The 24584-nt window shown below is 65.1% G+C and carries 26 protein-coding genes; 21 read left to right on the plus strand and 5 right to left on the minus strand.

The genetic code is table 11. The features are described 5' to 3' along the window. Positions 1-31: 31 nt before the first annotated feature. Genes AC3G2C_RS02980 through AC3G2C_RS02990 form a run of 3 tightly spaced genes read right to left on the minus strand, consistent with a single transcriptional unit; the run spans position 32 to position 3896 of the window. Positions 32-2002: a transglutaminase TgpA family protein gene (locus AC3G2C_RS02980; RefSeq protein ID WP_488383107.1), complete on the minus strand. Its 1971-nt coding sequence runs from the start codon at positions 2000-2002 to the stop codon at positions 32-34. Further along, positions 1999-2955, minus strand: coding sequence for a DUF58 domain-containing protein (locus tag AC3G2C_RS02985; RefSeq protein ID WP_488383108.1), 957 nt, complete (start codon positions 2953-2955; stop codon positions 1999-2001). Before AC3G2C_RS02985 ends, AC3G2C_RS02980 begins: the two co-directional genes overlap by 4 nt. Next, on the minus strand, positions 2955-3896 hold the full coding sequence (locus AC3G2C_RS02990) for an AAA family ATPase (RefSeq protein WP_488383109.1): 942 nt from the start codon (positions 3894-3896) through the stop codon (positions 2955-2957). The genes AC3G2C_RS02985 and AC3G2C_RS02990 overlap by 1 nt, the downstream gene beginning before the upstream one ends. Here AC3G2C_RS02990 and AC3G2C_RS02995 point away from each other — a divergent pair. Beyond that, complete coding sequence (locus tag AC3G2C_RS02995; protein WP_488383110.1) at positions 3895-5538, plus strand: ArnT family glycosyltransferase; 1644 nt, start codon at positions 3895-3897, stop codon at positions 5536-5538. The genes AC3G2C_RS02990 and AC3G2C_RS02995 overlap by 2 nt on opposite strands. Positions 5539-5547: 9 nt before the next feature. Here the strand turns inward: AC3G2C_RS02995 and AC3G2C_RS03000 are convergent, their stop codons facing one another. Both AC3G2C_RS03000 and AC3G2C_RS03005 read right to left on the minus strand, forming a co-directional pair. After that, the gene (locus AC3G2C_RS03000; RefSeq protein ID WP_488383111.1) at positions 5548-6132 is read right to left on the minus strand and encodes a Maf family protein; all 585 of its coding nucleotides are present in this window, start codon (positions 6130-6132) and stop codon (positions 5548-5550) included. After that, positions 6129-6584 (minus strand): hypothetical protein, encoded by a 456-nt coding sequence (locus tag AC3G2C_RS03005; protein ID WP_488383112.1) that lies wholly within the window; start codon positions 6582-6584, stop codon positions 6129-6131. The genes AC3G2C_RS03000 and AC3G2C_RS03005 overlap by 4 nt, the downstream gene beginning before the upstream one ends. Before the next feature lie 138 nt (positions 6585-6722). Here AC3G2C_RS03005 and AC3G2C_RS03010 point away from each other — a divergent pair, with 138 nt between their 5' ends. From AC3G2C_RS03010 to nuoE, 20 genes are all read left to right on the plus strand, one after another. Next, positions 6723-7241 (plus strand): YceD family protein, encoded by a 519-nt coding sequence (locus AC3G2C_RS03010; RefSeq protein WP_488383113.1) that lies wholly within the window; start codon positions 6723-6725, stop codon positions 7239-7241. Positions 7242-7259: 18 nt separating this feature from the next. Beyond that, positions 7260-7454, plus strand: a complete 195-nt coding sequence (rpmF, locus tag AC3G2C_RS03015; RefSeq protein WP_488383114.1) for a 50S ribosomal protein L32 — start codon at positions 7260-7262, stop codon at positions 7452-7454. Positions 7455-7603: 149 nt separating this feature from the next. Next, complete coding sequence (locus tag AC3G2C_RS03020; RefSeq protein WP_488383115.1) at positions 7604-8578, plus strand: beta-ketoacyl-ACP synthase III; 975 nt, start codon at positions 7604-7606, stop codon at positions 8576-8578. Between the two features lie 255 nt (positions 8579-8833). Beyond that, positions 8834-9781 carry an ACP S-malonyltransferase gene (fabD, locus tag AC3G2C_RS03025; RefSeq protein ID WP_488383116.1) on the plus strand — a complete coding sequence of 316 codons (948 nt, stop codon included), beginning with the start codon at positions 8834-8836 and terminating at the stop codon, positions 9779-9781. 64 nt (positions 9782-9845) lie between these two features. Continuing rightward, positions 9846-10589: a 3-oxoacyl-ACP reductase FabG gene (fabG, locus tag AC3G2C_RS03030; RefSeq protein ID WP_488383117.1), complete on the plus strand. Its 744-nt coding sequence runs from the start codon at positions 9846-9848 to the stop codon at positions 10587-10589. A gap of 301 nt (positions 10590-10890) precedes the next feature. Continuing rightward, a complete protein-coding gene (gene acpP / locus AC3G2C_RS03035; RefSeq protein WP_114823364.1) occupies positions 10891-11130 on the plus strand; it encodes an acyl carrier protein in 240 nt (79 codons plus the stop codon). A 214-nt stretch (positions 11131-11344) separates the two neighbouring features. Then, positions 11345-12583: a beta-ketoacyl-ACP synthase II gene (gene fabF, locus AC3G2C_RS03040; RefSeq protein WP_488383118.1), complete on the plus strand. Its 1239-nt coding sequence runs from the start codon at positions 11345-11347 to the stop codon at positions 12581-12583. Positions 12584-12772: 189 nt separating this feature from the next. Further along, a complete protein-coding gene (locus AC3G2C_RS03045; RefSeq protein ID WP_488383119.1) occupies positions 12773-14140 on the plus strand; it encodes an aminodeoxychorismate synthase component I in 1368 nt (455 codons plus the stop codon). Then, positions 14140-14970 carry an aminodeoxychorismate lyase gene (gene pabC / locus AC3G2C_RS03050; protein ID WP_488383120.1) on the plus strand — a complete coding sequence of 277 codons (831 nt, stop codon included), beginning with the start codon at positions 14140-14142 and terminating at the stop codon, positions 14968-14970. The genes AC3G2C_RS03045 and pabC overlap by 1 nt, the downstream gene beginning before the upstream one ends. Beyond that, entirely contained in the window at positions 14967-16004 is a 1038-nt protein-coding gene (mltG, locus tag AC3G2C_RS03055) for an endolytic transglycosylase MltG (protein WP_488383121.1), read from the plus strand. The genes pabC and mltG overlap by 4 nt, the downstream gene beginning before the upstream one ends. Further along, positions 16001-16636, plus strand: coding sequence for a dTMP kinase (gene tmk, locus AC3G2C_RS03060; protein WP_488383122.1), 636 nt, complete (start codon positions 16001-16003; stop codon positions 16634-16636). The genes mltG and tmk overlap by 4 nt, the downstream gene beginning before the upstream one ends. Continuing rightward, on the plus strand, positions 16633-17568 hold the full coding sequence (holB, locus tag AC3G2C_RS03065) for a DNA polymerase III subunit delta' (RefSeq protein WP_488383123.1): 936 nt from the start codon (positions 16633-16635) through the stop codon (positions 17566-17568). Before tmk ends, holB begins: the two co-directional genes overlap by 4 nt. Positions 17569-17826: 258 nt before the next feature. Further along, on the plus strand, positions 17827-19455 hold the full coding sequence (locus AC3G2C_RS03070; protein ID WP_488383124.1) for an ArnT family glycosyltransferase: 1629 nt from the start codon (positions 17827-17829) through the stop codon (positions 19453-19455). A 1-nt stretch (position 19456) separates the two neighbouring features. Next, positions 19457-20386 (plus strand): PIG-L deacetylase family protein, encoded by a 930-nt coding sequence (locus tag AC3G2C_RS03075; protein WP_488383125.1) that lies wholly within the window; start codon positions 19457-19459, stop codon positions 20384-20386. Between the two features lie 108 nt (positions 20387-20494). Next, positions 20495-20851 carry a PilZ domain-containing protein gene (locus AC3G2C_RS03080; RefSeq protein WP_488383126.1) on the plus strand — a complete coding sequence of 119 codons (357 nt, stop codon included), beginning with the start codon at positions 20495-20497 and terminating at the stop codon, positions 20849-20851. Positions 20852-21128: 277 nt separating this feature from the next. Further along, a complete protein-coding gene (locus tag AC3G2C_RS03085; RefSeq protein WP_488383127.1) occupies positions 21129-21485 on the plus strand; it encodes an NADH-quinone oxidoreductase subunit A in 357 nt (118 codons plus the stop codon). Next, entirely contained in the window at positions 21476-22033 is a 558-nt protein-coding gene (locus AC3G2C_RS03090) for a NuoB/complex I 20 kDa subunit family protein (protein ID WP_026034090.1), read from the plus strand. The genes AC3G2C_RS03085 and AC3G2C_RS03090 overlap by 10 nt, the downstream gene beginning before the upstream one ends. Before the next feature lie 18 nt (positions 22034-22051). Further along, complete coding sequence (locus AC3G2C_RS03095; RefSeq protein ID WP_488383128.1) at positions 22052-22780, plus strand: NADH-quinone oxidoreductase subunit C; 729 nt, start codon at positions 22052-22054, stop codon at positions 22778-22780. Positions 22781-22806: 26 nt separating this feature from the next. Continuing rightward, a complete protein-coding gene (locus AC3G2C_RS03100) occupies positions 22807-24036 on the plus strand; it encodes an NADH-quinone oxidoreductase subunit D (RefSeq protein ID WP_488383129.1) in 1230 nt (409 codons plus the stop codon). A gap of 19 nt (positions 24037-24055) precedes the next feature. Then, the gene (gene nuoE / locus AC3G2C_RS03105; protein WP_488383130.1) at positions 24056-24583 is read left to right on the plus strand and encodes an NADH-quinone oxidoreductase subunit NuoE; all 528 of its coding nucleotides are present in this window, start codon (positions 24056-24058) and stop codon (positions 24581-24583) included. The last annotated feature ends 1 nt before the right edge of the window (position 24584 follow it).

Genomic DNA, 24584 nt, shown 5'->3' on the forward strand with positions numbered 1-24584 from the left:
GTAGTGGATGCCAGGCATCCACGGTTCAATATCATTTGACCACGCGACGCGGTCGAAAGTCCCGCACGGCACGCTGAAAAGCCTTCAGCAGTTCAGGTGGCGGTACCTCGTGCGCATAACGCAGGTCCAGATACGTCCTCATCAATTGCTCCAATGGCGCGCGCTGGGTGGGGAGCGCCCGCGCGGCACGACTGAAGTAGTGTTGCGGTCCTTCACTGGGGCGGCGGGATAGGCCCACCGACGACAGCTTTCTTTCCAGCAGTTGCATCGCTGCTTGAGCCGCGTCGCCAGATGGGCGTTTCCACAGCGCCCACGACAAACCCAGCAGCGCGAACAGCGAACCTCCGACGGCCAGCAAGAGACCCAGTGTGCCCGCGTCGGTGTCCCTGACGCCAAAGGGTGTCAGCAAGCCGCGCTGCCGGAGTGTGTCAAAGCCGATAACGCCTTGGTTCCACCAGCGGTTGACGACATCCCAGCGATTGCGCACGCCGAGCCACCATTGATTGGGCAGCCAGTCGGATGCGCTTTCGGCGGCCGCGGCCGCGCCGCGACTCACGCGCTCAGGACGAACCGCGCCGGTGGGGTCCACACGCTGCCAACCTTGGCCTGGCAGCCATACTTCGCTCCAGGCATGCGCGTCGGCCTGGCGCACAAGCAGGTAGTTGCCGAGGGTATTCCAGTAGCCACCCTGGTAACCGGTGACCACGCGCGCGGGAATGCCGGCGTCGCGCATGAGTACGGTAAAGGCCGAGGCGTAATGCTCGCAAAAGCCCTGGCGGGTGGAGAACAAGAAATCGTCCACGGCGTCGCGCCCTAGTGGCGCGGGCAGCAGGGTGTAGCTGAAGCCGCCGTTGTGGAACAGGTCGAGCGCCGCCTTGACGATGGCGGCATCGTTGTTGCCGTAACGCGTGCGCCATTGCTGCGCCAGTTCCAGCGTGCGCGGATTGAAGCCAGGGGGAAGACGCAAGGCGCGCCGGCGCTGTTGATCATCCAACTCGGGCTGCAAGCGGTAACGCTGCGCCGAGCGGATTGTGTAGGTGCGGGCATCGTCGACCGTCTTGCCGCTCAGTACTTCGTGATCGGCGGCGAGCATGGCGTCGTCCGGCGCATCCAGTGGCATGTCCAGCGCAGGCAGAGCGCGCTGGTTGGAGGCCTCCAGGTTGACGGTATAGCGCACCACCCCCTGGTACTCGATGGGAGCAGGCCCGCGTGCGGTGTCAAAGCGCGTCCAGCGGCGTCCGTCGTAATTCCACATGACGTAGGCACGAAAGTAGCGCTCGCCTGCCGGTGGTGGCGCGCCCTCGAAGCTCACGCGCATGGCGGGGCGGTTATCGGTGAGCAATTCGGAGAACTCGCCGGGGGACATGTCCTCGCTGAGGCCAGTGCGGCCCTGTGCCGGGTTCGCTCCGCCCCATAGTGGCGAACCCAGGCGCGGCACCAGGACAAAGCCCAGCAAGGCCAGGGGCAGGGAGGCGGCGAGCAACTTCAGGGCGGGCAGCAATTCGCGTGGCAGGGTGGCTGCGGGCGCGGCGGGTTCGAGGGCGCGCAAGGTTGCCAGCGCTGGCAGCAGGCCCAGGGCCACGAGTGCGGTGGCGACCAGACCCTGGTCGAACAGCAGGGCCGCCATCAAGGCGAAGCAGCCAAAGGCCGCGCCCACTCGCGCATCGCGGGGGGTATCGGTTTCGAGCAGTTTCAGTACCAGCAGGCCCACGGCCAGCGCGGCGCCCGGTTCGCGGCCAAACAGGTTGCCGTAGTGGAAGATCACCGCGCCGGCCAGCAAGGCCACCAGGGGTAACTTGAGGTACGCGGGGGCACGCCCGCCATGTTGGCGACGCTGCCACCAGCGCAACCCCAGCGTGAGGGCGAGTCCAGCGCTCAGCCATAGGGGCAGGTGCGGCACGTGCACAGCCAGCACCACCGCTACCGTAAGACACAGCAGGTCGAAGGCGCGACCGTTGAGGGGCTGCGGTGGCTTGCGACGGAACAGGCGCAGACGAATCATGGCATGCGGGCCAGCGCCGTCATGCAGCGCGTGTAATGCACCGGGCCGTGACCCAGGCCGATGTCCTCGGTGGGCAGCCATAGGCTGGTCGGTCGACCAACCGCTTCGGCCTCGCTGAGCCAACGAGCCAGCCGTGCGATGCGCGCCTCCGGATCGGCCAGCGTTAACTGGCGCCAGTCGAGGTGCCACTCTTCCTGCGACTGGGGTTGCTCGAAATCCTTTACGAGCAAGTGCTCGTGCCGGGCGCTGCTTTTCCAGGCGATGTGCCGTTGCGGATCGCCCGCACGATAGTCACGCAGGGCGGCGATGTCTTCGCCGTGGTGCAATTGGCGTCGCCGGTCGTCATTGGCCGGCAGCTCGGGTGCCGGGCCACCGTTTTCGGGGCGCGGCCATACCAGCACTGGGTGCTCGGGGTGAATCCAGCTCCAGGCGTGGAACAGGCCCAGCGGCCAGTTGCTCCACAGCTTGATGCGCGGCAGCGGCTGCCAGCCGCGCCGTGTCGTGGGCAACTGTAGCGTCACTGATGTATCGCCGGAGCTTTGTGCCGCGAATACGACAGCGTCGCCGTCCCACTGTACGTGCACGGAAGGATGCGCATGGCCGCCACCGTCGAATATCAACTGGATGGCCAGTGCCTCGCCGGCAATCGCGTGCGATTGGCGCACCGCGTTCAGGCGAAGGCCGTTGAGGCTGCGAAAGGCCACCAGCATGCTCGCCGTGCCGGCCGACCCCAACAGGCAGGTCAACAACAAGGCCGCGTTATTGGAGTAATTGAGCGCCCCGGCCAGCATCACCAGCAGCAATACCGTAAAGGCCGCGCCAAAGCCGGTAGGGACGATGTAGATGCGCCGGCGATGCAGCACGATGGGCAAGCTTTCCAGGCGCTTGTAGCGCGTCAGTGCCGGCAATCGCCGCTCCGCCCAGCCCTGGACGCGACGAATGGTGGCGAACATCAACCCACCGCGACGTCGGCGAGCAGGCTGCGTGCCAGGCTTTCGCCGCTGGCACCACGGGTGGGAACCAGGCGGTGCGCCGCCAAGGGCACGAAGAGGGCTTGGATATCTTCCGGCAGTACATGCGTGCGACCACTGAGCAGTGCCCATGCACGCGAGGCGCCGAGCAGTGCCAGGCCGGCGCGAGGCGACAGGCCCACGCGCACGTCCGCGTGGCGACGGCTGGCGGCGAGCAGCGCCTGTAGATAGTCCAGCAGCGCCGGGCTCGCCGTAATGGCTTGTGCTTGACGACCCAGCTCGGCGAGGCCTGCCGCATCGAGCTGCGGCGTGAGCTGGGCCAGCAGGTCGCGACGATCACTGCCCGTGAGCAGGGCGCGTTCAGCGGCGGCATCGGGATAGTCGAGCGACACGCGCAGCATGAAGCGATCCAACTGGGAGTCTGGCAGCGGGAAGGTGCCGGCCAAATCCAGTGGGTTCTGCGTGGCGACCACGAAGAACGGCTGTGGCAGCAGGTGAGTCTGGCCGTCTACCGTGACTTGTCCTTCGGCCATGGCTTCGAGCAGCGCGCTCTGCGTTTTGGGCGTGGCACGGTTGATTTCGTCGGCCAGCAGCAAGCCGGTGAAGATCGGTCCGGCGTGAAAGCGGAACTGTCCGGTCTCGCGCTCGTACACGCTCACACCGATAATGTCCGATGGCAGCAGGTCGCTGGTGAACTGCACGCGCTGGAAATCCAGCGCAAAGCTGGCGGCGAGTGCGTGCGCCAGCGTGGTTTTGCCTACCCCGGGCACATCCTCCAGCAGCAGGTGTCCCCCGGCGATCAGGCAGGTGAAGGCCAACTTCACCTGGCGCGGCTTGCCCAACAGCACGCGATTGACCTGGGCCGTGGCGGCCTCCAGGCGTGCGCGCAGCGTTTCATCGTGCAGTGGAGTGATGGCGGACATGAGTGTGGGGCAATGGAATGGACAGGGCACAAGCGCGAGCTTGCGCGATGGGGTGAGTGTAGCCGTGGGCTTTGCGCAGTGGCGAGCCGCCTTTGTGATCTGTTTCGTGCTGCTGACCGTGGTCAAACTGATTCTCGCCGCCACGCTCTCGCCGTTTGGTGATGAGGCGTTCTACTGGCAGGAGAGCCGGCACCTTGCCTGGGGCTACAGCGACCTGCCGCCACTCACTGCCTGGTTGATCCGCCTGGGTGAATCCCTGGCGGGTCACAGCGTGCTCGGCATGCGTTGGCCGTTCTTGCTCATGGGTAGTGCGCTGCCTTGGCTGGTGCGCGCGCTGGCTCGCGAATGGTTCGATGAGCGGGCGGGCTGGCAGGCCGGCCTGCTGTGCATGGCGCTGCCGTTGGCTGGTTCGCTGGGCGTGCTGGCGCTACCCGATGCGCCGCTGACGGTGGCGATCACCTGGGCCCTGTATGCGTTGGTTCAGGCCATGGAGAGCAATCGTTGGCGTCACTGGTTGCTGCTCGGCGTGGCGCTGGATGTGTGCTGGCTCACGCACTATCGCGCGGCAATGCCCATGTTGGCTGGCCTGTTGCTGTTGGTGTTCACGGCACGCGGCCGCGGCCAGTGGCGGCGCGGGGGCTTTTGGCTGGCGATAGTGGTGGCGGCGCTGGGCTTGATTCCCCTGGTGATCTCCAATTGGCAGCAGCGCGGTGCGGGCGTGGCGTTCCAGTTGATGGAGCGCAATCCCTGGCAGTTCCATGCGGACGCCCTGGTTCAACCTTTGGAGCAGGCCATGGCCTGCACGCCCTTGCTCTATCTGCTGCTGTTGTGGGCGGCCTGGCGCTGCTGGCAACGCAGTCGACGGGAAGGGGCGCCGTGGGATGCGTTGGCGGTGGTGTCGCTGAGCTTCATTGTCTTGTATTTCGTGCTTGGCTTGTTTGCGGACGACCTGCGCTTTCGCGCGCACTGGCCGCTGCCGGGCTATTTGCCTTTGCTGGCTGCGCTGCCGGTGCTGTTGCGCCGGCCATCCGCCTGGCGGCCGTGGCTACTCAGGCTCACGTTTGCGCTCGCTGCGCTTGGGCAGGTGGCAGGCTTGGCTTATCTGGGGTTGGCCGCGAGCCCCGCGGGCGCCCAGGTGCTGGCGGGAGTCAAGGCCTTTCCCGCGCGCTTTGTTGGTTGGCGCGAGAGCGGGGCCGTTGCGGATCGGCTGCTCGACAGTGAGCCGCGTGTGCTGGTGGCCGACAACTTCATGCTGGCGGCGGAAATCGACTTTCAATTGAACGGGCGGGTGCCGGTGTATGCCTTGGACAACCCGCTTAATGTCAAACACGGCAGGGCGCCGCAACTCGCCGTTTGGCAGCGCGACGAATCCGCGTTACACGCAGGGCATGCGGGCGATGCGATGGTGCTGGCGGTCGATGAAACAGCCTTGCGCGCGCGCGAGCGGCCAGGCTGGCTGCGCACGCTCTGCGGGCGCATCGCGCAACCACGTTTGCTGGAGCGGCTGGATCTCTTCGAGGGTCGGCGTCGCATCGCCTTCTATGGGGGGCGTGTACCCTCGATGCCGACCTTGGCGCCGCCTGTCGACGATGGCTGCCTTATCTGGCTGCAGTCGCAACAGGCGACGCCGCTGAGCGACTAAGGGCCATCATCAGGGCAGCGCGATGCCCGCTTCGCGCAGCAGGCGCGCCAGGGCAATCAGCGGCAGCCCGATGAGCGCGCTGGGATCTTCGTTCTCGATGCGCTCGAACAGGCTGATGCCCAGGCCTTCGCATTTGAAGCTGCCGGCGCAATCCAGCGGTTGCTCGCGCTCGATGTAACGGTCGATTTCCTGCGCGTCGAGGCTGCGGAAGAAAACGCGTGTGTGATCCACATGCACGCGATCCTGGCCGGTGCGGGTGTCGTGCAGGCACAACGCGGTATGAAAGTGCACTTCATGCCCGGAACATGCCGAGAGCTGCGCATGGGCGCGCTCGGTGGTGCCTGGCTTGTCCAGTATGTGGCCGGCCAATTCGGCGACCTGGTCGGAGCCGATCACGAGCGCATCTTCCAGCCCTTCGGCGGCAGCCTGTGCCTTGGCGATGGCCAGGCGGCGAGCCCGGTCGCGCGGTGTCTCGTGGGCCAGCGGGGTTTCGTCGGTGCCGGGGGCGCGTTGTTCGAAGGTGGGGTAGAGGCGGCGCAGCAGCTCCGCGCGATAGCGCGAGGTGGAGCCGAGCACCAGGGTGGGAAGGGTCATGCGTCGTGCTCTCGTCGAAGGTGCTCGCGCATCGCGCTGTCCAGGTCGTGCTGGGCGCGGTCCAAGGCGCTCAGCAGGGGGCGCAGGCGCGCGCGGGTGTCGTTCATGGTGTTCACGGCCAGGTCCAGCTGTTGCTGGCTGGCGCGGGGGGCTTGGTCGCGAATCCAGATGCGCTGCTGCAGTAAGGAGCGCAAGCCGGCGTCGATGGCCTGGCGGGCTTCCTGCTCACCCTGGGCCGGTTGGTCGGGGTTGAGCGAGATCACCGCATGGGCCTGCGCCAGCCCGGCTCGGCAGGTCTTGAGATCGGCCTCCAGGCGGTCGGCCAGTTCAAGCAGTGCGCGGAGGCTGCTGGAGCGGCGATTGGCCCGGCGTCGATGGGTGAGGGCCAGTCCAAGCGATGCCGCCACCAACACCACCAGGGCGACCAGGCCGAGCGTCAGGTAAAGAGTCACGGGGCGTCAGGCTGGGCAGCGGAAACAGGCTCGCAGTCTGCCGTACCGGTGGCGTTCAGGCAAAATAGCCGATCTCCCCATTTGAGGGGTGCCTGACCCGTTGACTTCAACCTGTTGTAATCCTAAGATTTCGCGTCTATGTCCGTGACACTGCCAGAGTCCGTGGACGCTTGGCGCCTGGTCTCGGCGCGGCGTTCGTTCCAGGGGGTACTGCCCATAGCCGCCATGAAGCGGCTGGGCGAGGCCCTGGCCAGTACGGAAGGGACAGCGCAATACGAGCTGGATTTCGGTCGTGACGCGTTCGGTACGTCCTACCTGGACGTTCGCGTCGAGGCTCCGCTCATGCTGACTTGTCAGCGCACCCTGGAGCCTTTTGTGCTGCCGGTGGCGGTGGATAGTCGGCTCGGGTTGATCCGCTCCGAGCGCGAGGAGGCGGCTTTGCCACCAGGTTGCGAGCCCCTGCTCGTCGCCGAGGACGGCAAGCTGAGCCTGCTGGATGTGATCGAAGACGAATTGTTGTTGGCGTTGCCGCTGGTTCCCGTGAACCCCGACAGCGCTCTGCCAGAAGAAGTAACAGGCCCCGATCCCGAGGAATCCTCCGGCGAAGGGCGTTCCGATAACCCGTTCGCGATTTTGCGCGAACTCAAGAAACGTTGATTTAGCTGGAGATTCGCCATGGCCGTTGCCAAGAGCCGCAAGACCCCGTCCACCCGCGGCATGCGTCGTTCGCACGATGCGCTCAAGTCCGTGCAGCTGGCCACCGACCCGACCAGTGGCGAGGTGCACCTGCGCCACCACGTCACCAAGGATGGCTACTACCGCGGTAAGAAGGTCATCGACACCAACACCTCGGTGGTCGAAGAGGATTAATCGGTCCCGCAAGGGATACGGTTCCGCATGGCGGCGCGATTTCGCGCCGCTTTGCGTTTATGCGATCACCCACGTAACGTTGGCGGATTGGTAACCGGCTGCAGCGACATGACGCAGTCCGTTCGTCCGACCCTCCGCATGGAAAGTTAATGGCCCAGATCTACGCCCGCATCACCGGTACCGGCAGCGCGCTGCCCGAACGCGTGGTGACCAACGCCGATCTCGAGAAGATCGTCGAGACCAGCGACGAATGGATTCGCACTCGCACCGGCATCCAGCGGCGACACATCGCCGCGGAAGGCCAGACCACCGGCGATCTTGCCACCGAGGCAGCGCAGCGCGCGCTGGAGGCGGCAGGCGTCAAGGCGTCCGAGCTTGACCTGATCGTGCTGGGCACGACCACGCCCGACATCATTTTCCCGTCCACCGCCTGCCTCGTGCAGCACCGCCTGGGCGCTAACGGCTGCGCAGCGTTCGACGTGAATGCCGCCTGCTCGGGCTTCGTCTACGCGTTGGGCATTGCTGACAAGTTCATTCGCAGTGGCCAATCCAAGAAGGTGCTGGTGATCGGCGCGGAAACGCTGACCCGCATGATCGACTGGAAGGAGCGCGAGACCTGCGTGCTGTTCGGCGACGGCGCTGGTGCCGTGGTGCTCGAAGCCTCCGAAGAGCCGGGCATCTACGCCACACTGCTGCACGCCGATGGCGGGTTCAAGCATCTCTTGTACAACCCGGTGGGTGTCTCGGCGGGTTTCACGGACGAGCCGAACCACGGTGTGCGCATCAATATGTCCGGCCGCGAAGTGTTCAAGGTGGCCGTGAAAACGCTCGACTCCCTGGTCGATGAAACCCTGCAGGCGGCTGGCATGGAGGCCTCGCAGATCGACTGGCTCATCCCTCATCAGGCCAACCTGCGCATCATCGAAGCCACGGCCAAGCGCCTGAACATGCCGATGGATCAGGTGATCGTGACGGTGCAGGAGCACGCCAACACCTCGTCGGGTTCGGTGCCCTTGGCACTGGATTACGCGGTGCGCTCGGGCAAGGTGCAGCGTGGCCAGAACCTGTTGCTGGAGGCTTTTGGCGGCGGATTCACCTGGGCGTCGGCACTGCTGCGCTACTGATCCCTGCTGATTCTGATGACGAACCATGCCGCCTCCGGGCGGCATGGTTCGTTCTGGGGCTGTGTCACGCCTGCGGTGCCGTGAGCTGGCTCCCTGCGTTTCAGTCGACCTTGTGGCGGCCGGGGCGTAGCCCCGTCACGGTGGTTACGGTCGGTGCGCGCGTCCGCTCATGGCGCGCGATTTGCCCGAATACAGCTGCGTATGGCGCGCAATGCTGGCACCATTCCGTTTTTCGTTTTGGAACATCCATCCTCCATGACCCAGACTGTCGCTTCGCTCGCTTTCGTTTTTCCGGGCCAGGGCTCGCAATCGGTCGGCATGCTGGCTGAACTGGCCGCCGCCCATCCGGAGGTGAAGGCCACCTTCGACGAGGCGTCGCAGGGCGCTGGCGTCGACTTGTGGGCGCTGAGCCAGCAAGGTCCGGAGGAGGATCTCAATCGCACCGAAAACACGCAGCCGGCGCTGCTTGCTGCAAGCGTCGCGGTGTGGCGCGTATGGCAGAAGCTGGGCGGCGCACAGCCGGCGCAGTTCTCCGGTCACAGCCTGGGTGAATACAGTGCGCTCGTTTGCGCCCAAGCGCTTTCGCTGCACGACGCGGCGGCGCTGGTTACCGAGCGCGGTCGCCTGATGCAGGCGGCAGTGCCGTCGGGCGTGGGTGCCATGGCCGCCATCCTGGGTGGCGACGATGCCCAGATCGCCGCTGTGTGCGAGGAGGTTGCACAGGGTCAGGTGGTGTCGCCGGCCAACTTCAACTCGCCCGGCCAGCTGGTGATCGCCGGCAATGCCGAGGCCGTCGATCGTGCGCTGGCCAAGCTCGCCGAGCAGGGTGTGAAGAAGGCGATCAAGCTGGCCGTGTCGGTGCCTTCGCACTGCGCCCTGATGCGTGATGCTGCCGATCGCCTGGGTGAGCGCATGGCGTCCATCGCCTGGACACTGCCGCGTATTCCGGTGGTGCAGAACGCCGAGGCGCGCAGCTACGAGACGCTGGAGGACATCCGCGCCGCGCTGCAACGCCAGCTCTACCTGCCGGTGCGCTGGACGGAGTGCGTGCAGGCGCTGGTCGCCCATGGCGCCACGCGCGTGGCCGAGGCGGGCCCGGGCAAGGTGCTGGCGGGCCTGATCAAGCGCATCGACAAGAGCGTCGAGGCGCGTGCCATCGGGACGCCTGCCGAGCTGGATGCCACCCGCGCCGAGTGGGTCTAAGGCCGATCACCACATTCATGCGCATGGGCGGATCGACGTCCAGCCATCCAAAGGGAAATGACAGATGAGCAAGACTCTGCAAGGTGAAATTGCCCTGGTGACCGGCGCCAGTCGCGGCATCGGTGCGGCCATTGCCGACGAACTGGCGGCGCAGGGCGCCACGGTAATCGGCACCGCGACCAGCGAGAGCGGCGCGGCAGCGATTGGCGAGCGCCTGGCGGCGCACGGCGGTCACGGTCGCGTGCTCAACGTGACGGATGGCGCTTCGGTGGAGGCGCTTATCGACGGTATCGCCAAGGAGTTCGGCGCCGTGTCGATCCTAGTGAACAACGCCGGTATCACGCGCGACCAGCTGCTGATGCGCATGCGCGATGAAGACTGGCAGGCCATTCTCGATACCAACCTCACCTCGGTGTATCGCACGTCCAAGGCGGTCATGCGCGGCATGATGAAGGCGCGCAAGGGCCGCATCATTTCCATCGCCTCGGTGATCGGCCTCACCGGCAACCCCGGCCAGGCCAACTACGCCGCCGCCAAGGCCGGCATCATTGCCTTCTCCAAGTCGCTGGCGCGCGAGATCGGTTCGCGTGGCATCACGGTGAACGTGGTGGCCCCGGGCTTCATTGATACCGACATGACCCGCTCGCTGCCGGAAGAGTCCAAGCAGGCGCTGCTGGGTCAGATTGCGCTGGGTCGCCTGGGTGAGGCCGAGGATATCGCCAAGGCGGTGGGCTTCCTTGCCTCGCCGGCGGCGTCCTACATCACCGGCGAGACCCTTCACGTCAACGGCGGCATGTACATGCCCTGAGGCGTGAAGTAGTGGCGCCAAGCGCCGCTATACGCTGCATTGTTTGAAACAGCCGAGGCGCTTCCCGGGTATCCGGAGGGCGTATCGGCACGCCGGCACGGGCCGGCTTAACAAGGAGTTGTCGCAAGCGACCTCGTTTTAGGCGACAATTGCTTCTTTCGCGCCGGTCCCGTGGCCTGCGTTTCACCACGGTCAGCGGACCATGGCGGCCCCAGGGCTTAGCCACTACAATCCGCCGGCCAAAGGTTGGCCCTAAGGCCAGCCGTCGACAGGTAACTACTCCTTGGGAGGTATTGGCAACATGAGCACCATCGAAGAGCGCGTCAAGAAAATCGTCATCGAGCAGCTGGGCGTGAAGGAGGATGAAGTCACGGCGAACGCTTCGTTCGTGGACGATCTGGGCGCGGATTCGCTGGACACCGTCGAGCTGGTGATGGCTCTCGAGGAAGAGTTCGAGACCGAGATCCCGGACGAAGAAGCCGAGAAGATCACCACGGTGCAGCAGGCCGTCGATTACATCAAGGCCCACACCAAGGAGTGATCGCTCCGCCGTGGCAGGCGCCTGGCGACATGCGTCTGCCCGCCAGCGATACCGGAAGCTGCGCCACATTGGCGCAGTTTTCGTTTCTGCATTTTGCAACGTCCGATCCCGTATGGTGCGGCGTCCCGCACCGGCGGCCCGGACTACGTGGCCGCGCTAGCGCGCAATCGCAGCCGCTCTGAGCGGCGCCACGGAAACACAAGGGAAGATCAGCATGAGCAAACGACGTGTGGTTGTAACCGGCCTCGGCATTATTTCGCCGGTCGGCAACGATATCGCCAGCGCCTGGGACAACATTCTCAAGGGCGTGAGCGGCATCGGTTCGGTTACCCATTTCGACGCTACCGCCTATGCCACGCGCATCGCCGGTCAGGTACGTGATTTCGACCCGGCGCAGTGGATTGCCCCGAAAGAGATCAAGAAGATGGACCCGTTCATCCACTACGGCATCGCCGCGGGCACGCAAGCCCTGCGCGACTCCGGGCTGGAAGTGACGGAAGCCAACGCCGCCCGCATCGGCGTGGCGGTGGCCGCCGGTATTGGCGGTCTGCATACCATCGAGCACACCTCGATCGAGCTGCACGACAAGGGTCCGCGTCGCGTGTCCCCGTTCTTCGTGCCCAGCTCGATCATCAACATGGTGTCCGGCCACCTGTCGATCATGAACGGCCTCAAGGGCCCGAACATCGCCTGCGTCACGGCCTGCACCACCGGCACGCACAACATCGGCCTGGCCGCGCGCATGATCCAGTACGGCGACGCCGACGTGATGATCGCTGGCGGCGCCGAGTTCGCCACCACAGGTACCGCCATGGCGGGCTTCTGCTCGGCCAAGGCCATGTCCACCCGCAACGACGAGCCGACCAAGGCCAGCCGTCCGTGGGACAAGGATCGCGACGGCTTCGTGCTGTCCGACGGCGCCGGCGTGCTGGTGCTGGAAGAGTACGAGCACGCCAAGGCGCGCGGCGCGAAGATCTACGCCGAGCTGGTGGGCTTTGGCATGAGCGGCGACGCCTACCACATCACCGCGCCCAGCGAGGGCGGCGAGGGTGCGGCGCGCTGCATGGATAGCGCGCTGAAGGATGGCGGCATCAACCCGACCGAGGTGCAGTACGTCAACGCGCACGGTACCTCCACGCCGCTGGGCGACCTGGGTGAAGTGCTGGCGGCCAAGCGCGTGTTCGGCGACCACGCCTACAAGCTGGCGATGAGCTCCACCAAGTCGGTCACCGGCCATCTGCTGGGTGCGGCCGGCGGCGTGGAAGCGATCTTCACCATCCTGGCGCTGCGCGACCAGGTGCTGCCGCCCACCATCAACCTGGACGAGCCGGGCGAAGGCTGCGATCTGGACTTCGTGCCGCACACCGCGCGCGAAGCCAAGATCGACGTGGCCATCTCCAACTCGTTCGGCTTCGGTGGCACCAACGGCACGCTGGCGTTCCGTCGCGTTTGAACGAAGTGATAAGGGTGCTCTGACCGACTGACAAAGGTGGCATGATGTCCCGCTGGCGCGCTGGCTGGGCATCCCCCGAAGGGCCGCTTGTGTTTGCCCATCGCTGGGCGTCGCGCCATCTCGACAGGCATCCGGCCTGCCTTGGCTGACGCAACTCACCTCGGCGGGCAAACAGATACGGTGACATCCTTGTTCAATCGCCCCGAACAGCCCTTGTTCCATCGACGTACCCTGCACGGCCGGCGCGATCTGCTCGCGCCGGCCGCTGCATTTCCAGAGCGCTATCCAGGGCTGCTGCAAAGTGTCACCCATGGCTCGCCGCAGGCACGCTACGACCTGCTGTTTGCGTTTCCGCAGGAAAGCCTGACGCTCACCACGCAAGGCGTGGTGGTGGACGGGCAGGGCCGCGAACACGCCGGCCGCTTCCTCGATGCACTTGATGCCGCATGGCGCGCCGAGCGCGTGGCGCGCTCCGACGACGACCTGCCGTTTCATGGCGGCTGGTTGCTGCTGCTGACCTACGAGCTGGTGGGCGAGATCGAGCCGCGCCTGCGTTTGCGCGCGCCAGCGCCGCTGCCCGTTGCGCTGGCGCTGCGTTGCCCCGCGGCCATCGTGGTGGACCACCAGCGTGGTTGCACCGTGCTGGTCGCAGAGGCTGGTCACGAGGCGCTGCTCGACGCCATGGAGGCCGATCTGGCCACGGATGCGATGGCGGCCGAACTGTCAGCGCCCGATCGCTGGGAAGAAGACGAGCCCGCGCGTTTCCTCGACGGTGTGGCGCGTATTCACGAGCATCTGCACGCGGGCGATATCTTCCAGGTGAACCTCTCGCGGGCCTGGCGCGCGCATTTCGAGGACATGCCTGCGCCATCCGTGTTGTACAGCGCACTGCGTCGCGCCAATCCGGCGCCTTTCGCCGGCTTGTTGCAACAAGCTTCGTGGGCGGTGGTCAGTTCATCGCCTGAGCGCCTGGTGGAGGTGCGTGACGGCCTGGCGCAGACGCGGCCCATCGCCGGCACGCGACCGCGCACGCCGGGCGATGACGATGTGGCGCGCATCCGCGAGTTGAGCACGCACCCGAAGGAGCGCGCCGAGCATGTGATGTTGATCGACCTTGAGCGAAACGACCTGGGGCGCGTCTGCGTGCCGGGCACGGTCGAGGTCAACGAATTGATGGTGGTGGAAAGCTACGCCCACGTGCACCACATCGTGTCGAACGTGCGAGGGCGCGTGCGTGACAACGTGACGCCGGGGCAGGTGATTGCCGCGACGTTCCCGGGCGGCACCATCACCGGCTGCCCCAAGGTGCGTTGCATGGAGATCATCGCCGCCCTGGAGCAGGCGCCACGCGGCGCTTACACCGGCGCGCTGGGTTATCTCGATCGTAACGGCGACCTGGACCTCAACATCCTCATTCGCACGTTCACCATGACGGACCACGAAGTGAGCCTGCGCGCGGGCGCGGGCATCGTGGCCGACTCGGTGGCGGAGAAGGAGTTGGACGAAACGCGAGCCAAGGCGCGCGGGCTGCTGCGTGCGCTCGGAGTGCAGGGCTGATGTCCGCCTCTGCGCGCGTGCTGGTGAATGGCTCGGCAGATGCGCAGGTATCGGCGTTCGATCGCGGCCTGTCCTATGGCGATGGGTTGTTCGAAACCTTGCGCTTCGTCGAAGGGAGCGCCCCTTTGTGGGTGCGCCACATGCAGCGATTGCGCGAAAGTGGCGAGCGCCTGGGCCTGCCGACGCCGGAGCCGGACGAGCTGCTGGACGAAGCGCGTGTAGTGGCGTCGGGGCTGGCCCAGGCCGTCGTGCGGATCACCGTGACGCGTGGACTGGGTGAGCGCGGCTATGCGCCACCTGCCGCACCCAGCATCACGCGCATCGTGGCGGGTTTTGAAGCGCCCGTCATGGACAGCCCGGCTTATCGGGATGGCGTCCGGGTGCGCTGGTGCGCCACCCGCCTGGCGCGGCAACCCTTGCTGGCCGGCATGAAGCACCTCAATCGGCTGGAGCAGGTGATGGCTCGTGCGGAGTGGAGCGATCCCTCTGTTGCCGAAGGCTTGGTGTGCGATACCGAAGGGCAGTTGGTATCCGGCACCATGACCAATCTTTTCGCCGTGCTCGACGGCGTGCTGGTCACCCCGCGGCTGGACAACTGTGGCGTGGCAGGCGTGGGCCGTGCCGAAGTGCTGGCGACCTGGCCGGGTGCCAGGGTCATGCCCTTGACCCCCGCGGACCTCCACCAGGCCAGTGAGGTCTTCCTCAGCTCCAGTGTTCGCGGCATCCTGCCGGTTCAGGCCGTGGGCGATACGGTGTATGGTCCCGGGCCGGTCACCCGTGCCATGCAGGCGCATTGGCGCGGGTTGGGTTTCCCCTTGGAGCAGGCATGAAGCAATCGAAGATGCGGGGGCGCGCATGGTGGCGCGTTCTGATCGTGCTGGTGTTGCTGGCGGTGGCCGGCAGCCTGGTGTACGGCTGGATGGATTACCAGCGCTTTGTGCGCACCCCGCTGGCCGTATCGGCGCAGACCCCGAGCATGGATGTGAGCAAGGGCAGCAATCTGCGCGCCGTGGTAGGCCAACTGCGTGAGCAGCACGTCACGGCCACCGGGCCGCTGTACTGGCGCGTGCTGGCCGAACAGCTGCGCGTGGCCGGGCGCCTGCATGCCGGCGAATACGCGCTCACCGCCGGCATGACGCCGCGCGACCTCTTGCTCAACATGGCGGCCGGCAAGGTGCTCCAGCGCAATTTCACCATCGTCGATGGATGGAATTTTCGCGACCTGCGCCAAGCCCTGGCCAAGGCGGACCGGCTGCGTCAGGACGGGGCGAACCTGGATGACGCCACCTTGATGGCCAAGATCGGTGCGCCGGGCGAAATGCCGGAGGGGCGCTTTCTTCCGGAAACCTATGCCTATGTAAAGGGAGACAGCGACCTCGATATCTTGCGTCGTGCTCATCTGGCCATGACGAAGATGCTCGACACGCTTTGGCCGCAGCGCGACAAGGATCTCCCGCTGGCCACGCCTTACGATGCATTGATCCTGGCCTCCATCGTGGAAAAGGAAACCGGTCGCGCTGACGAGCGCGCGCGCATCGCGGGCGTGTTCATCCGTCGCCTGCAGACACACATGCTGCTGCAAACCGATCCCACGGTGATCTACGGCATGGGCGACGCCTATGCGGGCAACATCCATAAGTCGGATCTCACTACCGACACCCCCTACAACACCTATACCCGTCCCGGCTTACCGCCCACCCCTATTGCGATGCCGGGCAAGCCTGCTATTGAGGCGGCGCTGCATCCGGCAGCCGGCTCCGAACTCTATTTCGTTGCGCGTGGCGATGGCTCCCATGTGTTCTCCTCCACGTTGGAGGAACACAACCGCAACGTCGCGTGCTATCAGTTGAAGCGTTGCTCATGACATTACGAGGCAAATTTATATCGCTCGAAGGTGGCGAGGGTGCTGGCAAGAGCACCTTGCTCACCGGCTTGCAGCGGCATCTGGTGGCGCGTGGCGTCGACCTGGTGCAAACGCGCGAGCCGGGTGGCACGGCATTGGGTGAGGCGGTGCGCGCCATCGTGCTCAACCCGCAGCATCGCGACATGTGCGCGGAGGCCGAGCTGCTGCTGATGTTTGCCTCACGTGCGCAACTGGTGCGAGAGTGCATTGAGCCAGCGCTCGCGGCCGGTCGCTGGGTGTTGTGCGATCGCTTTACCGACGCCAGTTACGCCTATCAAGGCGGAGGGCGTGGCGTACCCGTCGAACGAATCGCCACCCTGGAAAACTGGGCGACCGAAGGCCTGGTGCCGGATCTTACGTTGCTGCTCGACCTGCCCGTAGCCACTGGTCGCGCGCGCGCCGCCGGCCGTGGCGAAGCGGACCGCATCGAGGTGGAGGAAGACGACTTCTTCGAACGCGTGCGTGCCGCTTACCGCGCGCGCGCGACGGCGGAGCCTGGGCGGTTCCGTTTGATCGATGCCAGCCTTAGCCCGGAACAGGTGCGGGACGCCGCCATCCACGCTACCGATCACCTCTTTGGAGTACATGCGTGAGCACGATGCCATGGCACGCCGAGCACTGGTCGCGATTGCAGGCGCGTCGCGCGCGTGATGCCATGCCGCACGCGCTGTTGCTGTGCGGCCCGGCAGGCCTGGGCAAGCGCGACTTCATGCATCGTTTTGCGCAGGGCCTTCTGTGCCAGCAGTCGAGCGATGGCGAACCGTGCGGGCAGTGTCGTAGCTGTCAATTGTTCGTGGCAGGAACGCATCCTGACTACGCAGTGCTGAGCTATGGCCTGCGCAAGGATGGCGTGCAGCGCAGCGAAATCGTGGTGGACCAGATTCGCGAGTTGTCCGCGCGCCTGGCCATGGCAAGTCAGTTCGGTGGATGGCAGATCGTGTGCATCGATCCTGCTGATGCCATGAACACACCGGCGGCGAATGCCTTGCTTAAGACGCTGGAAGAGCCTTCGCCCCAGACCTTGCTGCTTCTGGTGGCGGACGCGCCGTGGCGATTGCCGCAAACCATTCGTAGCCGCTGCCAGCGCATCGAGTTTCACTTGCCTGCGCGCGAAGAGGCCTTGGCATGGTTGCAACAGGCTGGCGTGAAAGACCCTGTGGCTGCACTTGATGCAGCGGGCGGCAATCCTGGCTTGGCGAAAGTCTGGGGCGAGCAGGGTGCTTTGGTCCGGCGGTTGGAGGTGCGCAAGGATTTGGCAGCGCTCGCGGCAGGCCGCGGTGAGGCCATGGATGTGACCAAGCGTTGGCTCGACGACGTGCCCGAGCAGCGCCTTTGGTTTGCCGCGCAAGCGGCGGCCGACGAGGCCAAGGCAAAAGCTTGTGGCGCCCAGGGTGTGCTCGCCAGCCAGCTCGATGCCGAAGCGCTGGATCACTGGTACATGCAAACCAATCGCACGCGCGATTCCTTGCGGGGGCCGTTGCGTGGTGATTTGCTGTTGCTCGAGTTGCTGTCGAGCTGGCGCTAAGCACGCGCCTGCGCTAGTAGACCAGAGCGGTCACGCCTAGATGCAGACCCGGAAGTGTCGAGGAGGTCAGTGCCCGGGGCACGACTACCAGGTCAGGCGACGAGATCGGATTTTCGGCTCTTGAGTGCGCCACTTCACTAGGCAGGGCGAAATTCGCTGACAGCCTACGGGACGCTTGTCGCTTAACTGACGCTGTCGTCAGGGCGTAGGCGGGCAAAGGGAAAGCCGGCTGACAGGCCTTTTTTTTAGGCTGTGCGCATGAAATCCCCCGTATCCCACCGCGTCCCCCTTTGGCCGTGGGTATCGCTGTTGCTGCTGCTGGTCCTGCGACTGGCTTGGTTGAATGCGTACCCCCTCAATTCCGATGAGTCGCAACACGCCCATGTCGCCTGGGCGTGGACCCAAGGTTTGCTGCCTTATCGGGATGTCTTCGACAATCACGGACCGCTGTTCGGCTGGCTGCACGCACCTTTGTTGGCGTTGATGGATGGCCGACCGGATGTACTGACCTGGCTGCGCATGGCGATGCAGGTCTGGTACCTGCTGGCCCTGGGCGCGGTTGGCTGGATCGCGCATCGCCTGTATGGCTGGCGCGCCGCTGTTCTGCTGACGCTGGTGGCCGGATTGGTTCCGCGCTTCTTCCTGGTTAGTGGCCAATTTCGCACCGATGACATGTGGGCGGCACTATGGCTCGTCGGCCTGGCCTTTGTGGTGGGATGCCCGCCGCGCTGGTGGCGTTACTTCGTGGCGGGGCTGATGTTCGGCGCGGCCTTGTCGGTATCCCAGAAGACCGTGGTGTTGCTGCTTACCTCCGGCGTAGCGGCGCTGGCCATTCGCTGGCTCGGTCCGGATCAGGCTGACCGCGGCGGATGGCGCTGCTGGTTGGCCGGGCTGGGTGGTTTGCTCGTGGTGCCGGTTATCTTCCTCGCCTGGTTCGCGGTGCATGGCGCGCTCGGCGATGTCTGGTATGGGTTGGTGAGCTACAACACGGGCGGGCAGGGCAGGCGGCATGTGGCGCAGCAAGCCCTCTGGTTTGTCATGCTTTCCGCCGTGCTGGTTGTCGTCACGCTATGGGGTATCCGCCGGCGCGCCCTGAGCGCATTCGATTGGCCGATGTTTCTGCTGCTGCAAGGTGGCCTGTTCGTTCTGCTGATCTGGTTTGTCTGGCCGCTGATTACCAGGCAGGATTTCCTGCCGGTGCTGCCTACCCTCGTGCTTGCTGGCGGCGGTTGGCTGTCCCAGCGCGCTTGGCTGAGCCGGCGGCCGCGCCTGCGGCTGGCGGGCGTGTTGTTGGTGCTGGGTGCCGAACTGGTCACCATCATCTGTTATGCCCCGCCCTGGCGCGATGCACTTGCCCGGCAGCGCGACGAGCTGGCCGTGGTGCTGCGCTACACGGACAAGAGCGATACCGTCATGGATGCCAAGGGCGACGCGATCTTTCGCCAGCGTCCCTATTACCCTGTGCTGGAAAGCTTGGCCATGCATCGCCTCCGTGTGGGCAGCATGACCGACACCATCCTGCAGGACATGGCCGAGCATCACACGATGATCGTGATGTTGCGTCGGTTTCCTCACGCAACGGCGCGCTTTGTCATGCTTAACTTCTTGCCGGCAGGCGGCAGCGTGGGTGTGGCCGGCCTTATGCTTCCCACTCATGATGCGGATCAGGGGATCGATGTGGCAGTACCGGGCGATTACGTGCTGACCGATGGCAATCGGCGTTTGCGCGCCAGCGTGGATGGGGCGCCGGTGGCCGATCACTGGGAGCTCACAGCTGGAACTCACCACTTCAAGGTGGAGGCGGGCCTGCCGCTTGCTTTGGTGTGGACTCAGGCCTTTGATCGCGGCTGGCGTCCGGTGCCGCGCGAATTGGTGGAATGGCGTTGATATGGCGTTGAGTTTGAACGCCAGCACGCGATTGCTGGTGGTGGCGCCCCACCCGGACGATGAATCCATCGCGACGGGCGAGCTGATCCAGCTCGTGCGTCGGTTCGGTGGCGAAGTATCGGTGGCCTTGCTCACCAATGGCGACAACAACCCCTGGCCGCAGCGTTGGGTGGAGCGTCGGCTGCGTATTGGCGACGACGAGCGCCGCCGCTGGGGCGAACGTCGTCGCGGCGAAGTGGCGCGCGCCCTGCAGCATCTAGGGGTGAACCCCGAGGCACTTCACGTGCTGGACTGGCCCGACATGGGGGTCACCGGCCGGTTGCGCGGTGCGCTCTCGGACAGCGTGACGAGATTGCGTGGGGTGTTCGACGCCTGTCGCCCCAATGTGATCGCGCTGCCAGCCTTGGGGGATCGCCATCCCGATCACAGTGCCGCTCATGTGCTCTGCCGGCTAGCGCTGGCCAAGTGGCCGGATGGCGAGCCCGAGCTGCTGGCCTTTTTAGTCCACGGACGTGAAGAGTCTGGTGCGGCACGGGTCAAATTGGACTCCTCGGTGGAGTTGCACGCCCAAAAGATGGCGGCCTTGGCCTGCCACGGGACTCAAATGGCGCTCAGCGGTGCTCGCATGCGACGCCTTGCCGATCGGGCCGAGCGCTACCAGCGCGTGGCCGCCTCCGGCTCGGCGGAGCTAACGGACGTGCTTCCCTGGCAGCCGCCGTTGGCGCTGACCCCGTGGCTGCACCTGACGGTCGTCGATGGGGAGGGGCTACGCAGTTGGCCATGGCGAGAGGCTCCGGTGACCCGGGATGGGTCGGGGCGATACGTGTTCCATGCGCGTGCGAAGGGTTCGCCAGGGCCGGCCTTTGCCAAGCTTCACATGAACCTGCCTTCGCCCTGGATATTCGATCGCTGGGGCTGGTGCGAGCTCTGATCGGGTCGTCATCGTCACATTCTGCCGCCCTGTCGCTTGTCCCTTGCCCCGGCCGCTCGCTACGATGCCGGGGAGGGGAATCGCCCTAAGCGATTCGCAGGAGCAACCATGAATCCGGCCATTGCCGCCCGCCAGGGCATTATTTCCTTGAAGATCAAGGACACGGCGGCGCTTTACAACGCCTATATGCCTTATCTGAAGAACGGCGGCCTGTTCGCGCCAACCGCCCAGCGATACGCACTGGGGGATGAGGTGGTGCTGCTGATCAACCTCACCGACGAGGGCGAGCGCTTGTCCGTCGCTGGCAAAGTGGTCTGGGTCACCCCGGTGGGGGCTCAAGGCAATCGCACTGCCGGCATCGGGGTGCAATTCAACGACTCCACGGACGGTGAACAGGCACGTTTGCGCATCGAAAACCTCCTGGCCGGCATGACCGCCTCCGAGCGCTCGACCCACACCATGTAAGACCTTGGTAGTAATTGCCTGCGCAGTATCGCCGTGAGGCGTACGTGAGTGCCTGCAAATTGCCTTCCAAATACCCGTCAAGGCTTGTTGTTGTTAAGCGCGCTGATACAATGTCGCGATTCCCGACTCTGATCGTGGAAAGTCGGACGTTCGTAGCCCCTAACGCAGCGATCGTGGCGTTGAGCCCATGGCCTTGATCGGCCTGCTGAATCCAGTTCCGGACCGTTCCCCCGACGGTCACTGATGCGCCAATGAAGGCGCGGAGGTACGTTTCACCGTGCTTGCCGAATACTGGCCCATTCTGCTCTTCATCGGCGTTGCCGCCGGCCTTGGCGTGGTCCTGCTGGTTATTGGCCTCCTGGCCGGCCCGCGTCGCCCCGAATCGGAAAAGCTCTCGCCTTACGAGTGCGGCTTCGAGGCCTTTGAAGACGCGCGCATGCGCTTTGACGTGCGCTATTACCTGCTGGCGATCCTGTTCATCATCTTCGACCTGGAAATCGCCTTCCTGTTCCCCTGGGCAGTGGTGTTCCAGAAGATCGGCCTGATCGCGCTGGTCGAAATGGCGTTGTTCCTGCTGCTCCTTGTCATTGGTTTTGCTTACGTGTGGAAGAAGGGAGCACTGGAATGGGAGTGATCTCGTCCCTTGACCGGGTGATGCACAACCCGCAGCCGTTGAACCTCGTGGACGACATCCTGCGTCCGGCCGAGGACAACCCCGTCATCCAGCGCGGCTTCGCCACCACCAGCGTCGATGCGCTGATGAATTGGGCGCGCACCGGCTCGATGTGGCCGATGACCTTCGGCCTGGCCTGCTGCGCCGTGGAAATGATGCACGCGGGTGCCGCGCGCCTGGACCTCGATCGCTACGGCGTGGTGTTCCGCCCGAGTCCGCGTCAGTCCGACGTGATGATCGTGGCCGGCACCCTGGTGAACAAGATGGCCCCGGCGTTGCGCAAGGTCTACGACCAGATGCCGGACCCCAAGTGGGTCATCTCCATGGGTAGCTGCGCCAATGGCGGCGGCTATTACCACTACTCGTATTCCGTGGTGCGCGGTTGCGACCGCATCGTGCCGGTGGACATCTACGTGCCGGGCTGCCCGCCCACGGCCGAAGCGCTGATCCACGGCATTCTGCAGTTGCAGAAGAAGATCCGTCGCACCAACACCATCGCGCGTTCCTGAGAAAGGCGCAGCTGAGCCATGACTGATACACCGATCAACTCGCTGGCCGAGCGCCTCACCGCGCGATTCGGCGACACGCTGACCATCAGCGTGGTACGCAACGAAGTCACCGCCGAAGTGGCCGCCGCCGACCTGCTCGCGGTGGCCGCCGCGTTGCGTGACGAGGCACCGTTCCGCTTCACCGTGCCGATCGACGTTTGTGGCGTCGACTACATGGGCTACGGCCAGACCGAGTGGGACACCCAGACCGTGTCCGGCACCGGCTTCTCGCGTGGCGTAGAAGGCGAGGCCATGGGGCGCTTCAAGTGGGCCGACCGTCCGCAGTCCGACAACCAGCCGCGCCGCTTTGCGTCCGTGGTGCACCTGCTGTCGCTGGACAACAACCAGCGCCTGCGTCTGCGCGTGTTCTGCGAAGACGACTCGCTGCCGGTGGTGCCCTCGCTGACCGGCATCTGGCCGGGCGTGAACTGGTTCGAGCGCGAGTCGTTCGACCTGTACGGCATCGTCTACGACGGCCACCCGGACCTGCGCCGCATCCTCACCGACTACGGCTTCGTGGGTCACCCGTTCCGCAAGGACTTCCCGCTCATCGGCAACGTCGAAGTGCGCTACGACCCCGAGCAGAAGCGCGTGGTGTACGAACCCGTGTCGATCGAGCCGCGCGTGCTCGTGCCGCGCGTCATCCGTGACGATGCCGACCTGCTGCAGGCCAAGGCCGAAGCGGCCGATAACTGGCGGAACAACTGATCATACAAGAGATCCGCAACTACACCATGAACTTCGGCCCGCAGCATCCCGCTGCGCACGGCGTGCTGCGCCTGGTGCTGGAGATGGATGGCGAAACCGTCGTCCGCGCCGATCCGCACGTGGGCCTGCTCCATCGCGGCACGGAAAAGCTGGCCGAGTCCAAGCCGTTCAACCAGTCGATCGGCTACATGGATCGCCTGGACTACGTGTCGATGATGTGCAACGAGCACGCCTACGTGCGCGCCATCGAAACCCTGATGGGTATCGAGGTGCCGGAGCGTGCGCAGTACATCCGCACCATGTTCGACGAAATCACCCGCATCTTGAACCACCTGATGTGGGTGGGCTCCAACGCGCTCGACCTGGGCGCGATGGCGGTGTTCCTGTACGCGTTCCGTGAGCGTGAGGAACTGATGGACGTCTACGAGGCGGTGTCGGGCGCGCGCATGCACGCGACCTACTACCGTCCGGGTGGCGTCTACCGCGATCTGCCCGATCACATGTCGCAGTACCGCGAGTCGCCCTGGCACAAGGGTAAGGACCTCAAGCGCCTCAATAGCTGGCGCGAAGGCTCCATGCTCGACTACCTCGAAGCGTTTACCAACGACTTCCCGACCAAGGTCGACGAGTACGAAGAGCTGCTGACCAACAACCGTATCTGGAAGCAGCGTACGGTCGGCATCGGCGTGATTCCCCCGGAAAAGGCCCAGGCCTGGGGCATGACCGGCGTGATGCTGCGCGGCTCGGGCATTGCCTGGGATCTGCGCAAGAAGCAGCCCTATGCCAAGTACGCCGAGATGGATTTCGACATCCCGGTGGGCGTGGGTGGCGACTGCTACGACCGTTACCTGGTTCGCGTCGAGGAGATGCGCCAGTCCAACCGCATCATCCAGCAGTGCGTGAAGTGGCTGAAGGCCAACCCCGGCCCGGTCATCGTGCAGAACTACAAGGTAGCTCCGCCTCATCGTGAAAACATGAAGGAGGACATGGAAGCGCTGATCCACCACTTCAAGCTCTTCACCGAGGGCTATGGCGTACCGGCCGGCGAAACCTACGCCGCCGTGGAAGCGCCGAAGGGCGAGTTCGGCTGCTACCTGGTCTCCGATGGCGCGAACAAGCCGTTCCGCGTGCATCTGCGCGCACCGGGTTTTGCCCATCTGTCGTCGATGGACGCCATCGTGCGTGGCCACATGCTGGCCGACGTGGTGGCGATGATCGGTACCTACGACCTCGTGTTCGGCGAAGTCGATCGCTGAGCGCACGGGAGCATTACTGATGAAAGCCACCGGAAATTACGAGCAGGTCAAGAACGTCGACCCGCTCGTCGTACTGAACGAGCACACCCGTCACCACATCGAAGAGTGGGTGGCGCGCTTTCCGCCTGACCGCAAGCGCTCGGCGCTGATCCAGTCGCTGTTCGCCGCGCAGGAGCAGAACCAGGGCTTCCTGACCGACGAGCTGATCACCGCCGTCGCCAAGTACCTGGAGCTGCCCGCGGTGTGGGCCTATGAAGTCGCCAGTTTCTACTCGATGCTGGAGACCAAGCCCGTCGGCCGCAACAACGTTGCCATCTGCACGAACATCTCGTGCTGGCTCAACGGCGCCGAGGACCTGGTCAAGCATTGCGAGCAGAAGCTGGGCATCAAGCTTGGCGAAAGCACCGCCGATGGCCGCGTGTATCTGAAGCGCGAAGAAGAATGCATCGCCGCTTGCGCCTCCGCGCCGGCGATGACCGTCAATGGTCACTACCACGAGCGTCTCTCGATCCAGAAGATCGACGAGATCCTCGACGGTCTCAAGTAAG

It is taken from the genome of Frateuria sp. sgz306004 (genome assembly GCF_057750885.1).